Origin of the sequence: Prevotella sp. C561 (assembly GCF_000224595.1) — a bacterium.
GTDB lineage: Bacteria > Bacteroidota > Bacteroidia > Bacteroidales > Bacteroidaceae > Prevotella > Prevotella jejuni.
Genome location: NZ_JH114159.1, coordinates 44,496 through 49,696 on the forward strand (window position 1 = coordinate 44,496; position 5,201 = coordinate 49,696).

General features: G+C 38.8%; 6 protein-coding genes and 1 pseudogene. All 7 read left to right on the top strand.

Annotated elements, in window-relative coordinates:
* Window positions 1–776, top strand: a 776-nt coding sequence (locus HMPREF0666_RS14950; RefSeq protein ID WP_009013216.1) for a phage baseplate assembly protein V, incomplete at its 5' end; no start/stop codon positions are given.
* 40 nt (window positions 777–816) lie between these two features.
* Window positions 817–1,977, top strand: a complete 1,161-nt coding sequence (locus HMPREF0666_RS14955) for a hypothetical protein (protein ID WP_232214132.1) — start codon at window positions 817–819, stop codon at window positions 1,975–1,977.
* A 4-nt stretch (window positions 1,978–1,981) separates the two neighbouring features.
* Window positions 1,982–3,049 carry a hypothetical protein gene (locus HMPREF0666_RS14960; protein WP_009013218.1) on the top strand — a complete coding sequence of 356 codons (1,068 nt, stop codon included), beginning with the start codon at window positions 1,982–1,984 and terminating at the stop codon, window positions 3,047–3,049.
* Between the two features lie 8 nt (window positions 3,050–3,057).
* A complete protein-coding gene (locus HMPREF0666_RS14965; protein ID WP_042856476.1) occupies window positions 3,058–3,654 on the top strand; it encodes a hypothetical protein in 597 nt (198 codons plus the stop codon).
* A 34-nt stretch (window positions 3,655–3,688) separates the two neighbouring features.
* Window positions 3,689–4,285 carry a hypothetical protein gene (locus HMPREF0666_RS14970; protein ID WP_009013220.1) on the top strand — a complete coding sequence of 199 codons (597 nt, stop codon included), beginning with the start codon at window positions 3,689–3,691 and terminating at the stop codon, window positions 4,283–4,285.
* 34 nt (window positions 4,286–4,319) lie between these two features.
* The gene (locus HMPREF0666_RS14975) at window positions 4,320–4,913 is read left to right on the top strand and encodes a hypothetical protein (RefSeq protein WP_009013221.1); all 594 of its coding nucleotides are present in this window, start codon (window positions 4,320–4,322) and stop codon (window positions 4,911–4,913) included.
* A 32-nt stretch (window positions 4,914–4,945) separates the two neighbouring features.
* Window positions 4,946–5,201, top strand: a pseudogene (locus HMPREF0666_RS14980) (hypothetical protein); the annotation flags it as partial.

Genomic DNA, 5,201 nt, shown 5'->3' on the forward strand with positions numbered 1-5,201 from the left:
GAGCGGGTCGTGTGCAGGTGCGCATGAATTGGCAGACCGATAACATGCGAACAAGTTGGGTACGTGTGATGACGCCAGATGGTGGTGGCAGCAAAGACGTAAAGAGCAACCGTGGCTTTGTTTTCATCCCAGAGGTAGGCGACCAAGTCCTCCTTGGCTTCCGTCATGGCGACCCCGCCCGTCCCTACGTTATGGGTAGCCTGTTTAATGGAACGACAGGTGGTGGCGGTGGTCAAGGCAACAACTGCAAAAGCCTCACCAGCCGCACTGGCTGTGCCTTGAAACTTAATGATTCTAAAGGAAGTGTCACGCTGCACGATAAGGGCGGTGTAACCATGACTTTTGATGGTGCAGGTAATGCCACTACAAATGCAAAGACAAGCTATACAGTGAATACAGGAGAAAATGCTTCTATTAACGTTGGATCTGTAAAAGAAAGCGAAAGCGCACCAGCATACTTAACAATGAATAGTGGAGGTAAAGTAACGTTAAATGGTACTTCCAATATTCACTTGGCTGTTGACGAAAATACTTACATTGACTTGACACCAGGTTGTATTACGATTAATGCTGCTACTGTATCTATTATTGGTACAGATAGTGCTGTTATTGGTACTAATAAGGCAGAAAAGAGCACATCTACAGGTACAACTAATAGCGATAATAAAAATAAGATTGTATTAACAAGGGGCTTAGAGGTCAAGAATAATGGAGTAACGGTTAAAGGGGGTACCCTAAATGTTACTATAAATGGGGGAGAAGTCAATATAAATTAGATCTTGGGAATAATTAGTTTTCATGGACAGCAAGAGAAATATGGGTAAAGATGATATTTACCAAAATAAAAGAGGCGACATAAATGGTGACCAATTCGCATTTAATGCGCAAAGATATAATCATAGAATGGAGGAAGAAGAGCTCCGTCTGTTATCTTCATTGGGATTAACTAAGGAAGATATTATTGACAAAACAGACCCAGACCTCGGCACTACACGAAGTGCTGAGGCTATGCTTCGGTCTATTGAACGTCAAAGACAGTATAAGCAGCGTGTCATAGAAGCGGCAAGGAGAAAGAGAGAAACAGGAAAAGATATAGTAATAGAACAGGAGGATAGTAACAAAGAAAGAGATATTGAACGCATCTTAAAGTATAGGTGTGAACAAATGTCTGCAACTCGCCTAAATGGTGTTTCTATTAATAATTCTCAGGTTAATCAAGATTTTAAGGTAGTTCAAAATGTTGATAATAAGGAAGGTTTATTTTTAGTAACTTTGTTAGACAACATTGTTAATGCTACTCCACAACCCCTAAAAGAATCAGTTGATTTGCTGATGGAGGTAGATAAAGCTCTACTCTCTAATGTCTTATTAGACATTGACGAACAGACGGGCAAAGTTAATCAGATTTTAAACCATGATGAGATTATTAAACAATGGGACCAATGTAAGGATTCTTTGAGAAAAAAATACGATTTTATTCGAAAAGAAGATACTCGTGATAAGTTGGAGTATTTCCTTAAGGTTGCAGAAGAACAGGCTCACAACTTAGATAGTTTGAGTATGATGTTTAATGCAAAACTGTTTGTTAATACATTCTTTGATAAATATTTGGTTACAGATAAGAACCTCTTCGACCCATATAAGCGAGTCTTTAACTCACAGCTCTTTGAGGATATTGCTGTTGAATTGGATTTTACTCAGGAAATTCTGAAAGAGTCACCAAATATGGTCCTCATTCAAAGAAAAAGCAAGATGAACAAAGACACTTTACCATTATCACAGATTAAAGAGGGCTATGAGAAAAAGTTTCAACCAACGATTCAATATAAGTTTTCTGACTATAACTATTCTATGGTTGAGAAATGTGTTATCAACACGAAATATAATTTCATTGTCCAATCAGATGTTTTATTCATAGAGGAAGTTACCAATAACTTGGAAGTTGTAACAGATTTTAAACTGAGAAAATTAGTATAAGTATATGGCTGAATCGTATATTCCTGCAGAGGCTTATGTCATTTGTTCAAACATGACATGCGGTGTACCACGTAAGTTATTACCATCACGTGGTGCTAAAACAGTTGCCCACTCAAATGGTTCCAAGATTCTTCTGACAGGTGAAGACCGAAAGATTGACGAATCGTTTGAATGTGTGGAAAAAGGGTTGAGCTGGGGAGGATTTGAGGCGTTAGCTGCAGGTATATGTATAGGAGCGTTGGTTGTTGCTACAGTTGCTACAGGAGGACTCGCCTTGGCTGCAACAGGCGTTATGTTTGCAGCTGCAGGCGCAACTGTCATCTCTGGAGTAGGGGGAATTATAAGTATTGCTCATGCCTGTGATTGTACTCTGGAATCAACATGGGTTGGCAAAAGTTCATCTGTTAGATTCAATAAGCATGCAGCTTTGCTAAATAGATCTCTTATGAAATGTATAAACAAGGGCACTATCAACATAATATTAGATAAACAGATAGCTATGGATGCTGCAAAAGCCATCAGTGACAGTAATATGAATGCCTTTTATTGGAAGATGGGTTCTCAGTTTGTTATGGGTGCAATAACTGCTATTACTGCAGCATCAAGCGCTGTGTCTCTTGTTGCTGCAGCAGTTTTGGCAATTCCATCATACTTTAGTTGGTGGATATTAGATTCGGACGATTTATCATCAACGACAAGAAATACTGGCTCTGGAGCTATCACCTACATCGCTGGTATGGTTGTCACCAAAGAAGTTAAGAGTACGGTTTCATTAATAATGACAGGTGCCAAGACTGCAGGTGGGTATGTCCAATATGGATATGGAGTGTTAGTTGAAAATATAGGAACCCAATTCGAAGGAGCAATACGAACTGCGATACACTCTAAGCAGATAAACCCAAGTCAATTAAAGGGATTTGCTGCTGGACTTGGAGGGGCTGCGGTAAATGTTGGAATTGGAATTGTGGCTGATGATAATATTGCAGATTATAGATATAATGCTAAAGATAAGAATGATACATCAAATACGGATGATGCATTAAATTCTATCAATGTTGTATCAATAAGGTGATAGTATATATGAAAAAGATTAATATGGGTTGGTTTACAGGTGTCGGTCTTGTTGCAATGTTGTTGGCAATTGGTAATCTGATTTACACATGTACACGGAATGATGGGGAAAAGTATGCACAGCAGTATATTGACGAGTCAGAGTATGTTACATTGCATATTCCAGAAAGGATAAAGGATGTTACTTATAGAGCGGGCGGTATGAGAATTGGAATCCTGATGAACTCAACTGAAAGAATTAGAACTGATCGTTTGGCTTTTTATGATAACTATTATAAGAAATACTTCTGTGTTTTCGTCATCGAACCAGAACATCGGGGGACAGGTGGGCAAGGCGAGATAGTTGTAAATGATATACGTTATCGTAAGACCATCAAAGCTCGTATAAACAAGTACGAACTAAACTCTCCTCGATACGGTTCTAAAGCCAACCCAGTCCCAGTGTTAGACTATGACTATGATTTACAAGAATTCAGAGATGCTTATGATGACAAGGAATACGAATATGCGTTCAGCAGACCTGCCTATTACAAGAGAGCAGTAGAACTATATCTCACCTATATGATGAGTAAGGAAGAGTTCAAGGAGCGGTTTGAAAAGGAGTAATTTGAAGGGGCTATCAATACAACGGTAATACGTTATGAGAAAGAGCGGTATAGGCTGGTTTGCAGGTGTCGGGCTTGTTGCAATGTTATTGGCAATTGGTAATCTGATTTACACATGCACACGGAATGACGGGGAAAAGTATGTACAGCAGTATATTGACGAGTCGGAGTATGTTACATTGCATATTCCAGAAGGGATAAAGGATGTTACTTATAGAGCGGGGAGTATAATGACAGGTGTTCTAATGAACTCAACAAAAAGAATTAGAACTGATAGTATTCTTTTTTATGATAGCATTTATAAGAAATACTTCTGTGTATTCGTTATTGAGCCAGAGCGTCGGGAGACAGTTAGGCAAGGTATGATAGTTGTAAATGATATAGACTACCGTAAGACCATCAAAGCTCGTATAAACAAGTACGAACTAAACTCTCCTCGATATGGTTCTAAAGCCAACCCAGTCCCAGTGTTAGACTTTGATTACAAGATAGCACATTTCCAGAATGATAAGAATAGTAAATACTACGAGTATGCGTTCAGCAGACCTGCCTATTACAAGAGAGCAGTAGAACTATATCTCACCTATATGATGAGTAAGGAAGAGTTCAAGGAACGGTTTGAAAAGGAGTAATTTGGTGGGCATATCAATACAACGGTAATACGTTATGAGAAAGAGCGGTATAGGTTGGTTTATAGGTGTCGGGCTTGTTGCAATGTTGTTGGCTATTGGTAATCTGATTTACACCTGCACACGGAATGACGGGGAAAAGTATGTACAGCAGTATATTGACGAGTCGGAGTATGTTACATTGCATATTCCTCAAAGAAAAAGTATTTCTTATGAATTCGATCATATTGTTACAGGTGTTGTCATGAACTCTGCTGAAACAGTATGGACAGATAGTATAATCTTTTATGATAACTCTTATAAAAAATACTTCTGTGTATTCGTTATCGAGCCAGAGCGTCGGGATATGGGTAGACAAAGTTCATTTGTAGGAGATGATATACGTTACCGTAAGACCATCAAAGCTCGTATAAACAAGTACGAACTAAACTCTCCTCGATATGGTTCTAAAGCCAACCCTGTCCCAGTGTTAGACTTTGATTACAAGATAGCACATTTCCAGAATGATAAGAATAGTAAATATTATAAGTATGCATTCAGCAGACCCGCTTATTACAAGAGAGCTGTAGAACTATATCTCACCTATATGATGAGTAAGGAAGAGTTCAAGGAGCGGTATGGAGGGAAGTAATCCTTGAGAGTTTCAATTAATGATAATAAACTATGAGAAAGAGCGGTTTAGGGTGGTTTTTAGGTGCAGGACTTGTTGCTATACTCTTAGCAGTGGGCAATCTGATTTACACCTGTACACGGAATGATGGGGAGAAATATGCACAGCAGTATATTGACGAGTCGAAATATGTTACATTGCATATCCCAAAAGGGAAGATGGATGTTGACTATGGACCTGAGAGTATTATGACAGGTGTCCTAATGAACTCAACAGAAAGGATAAGAACTGATAGTATTCTTTTTATGA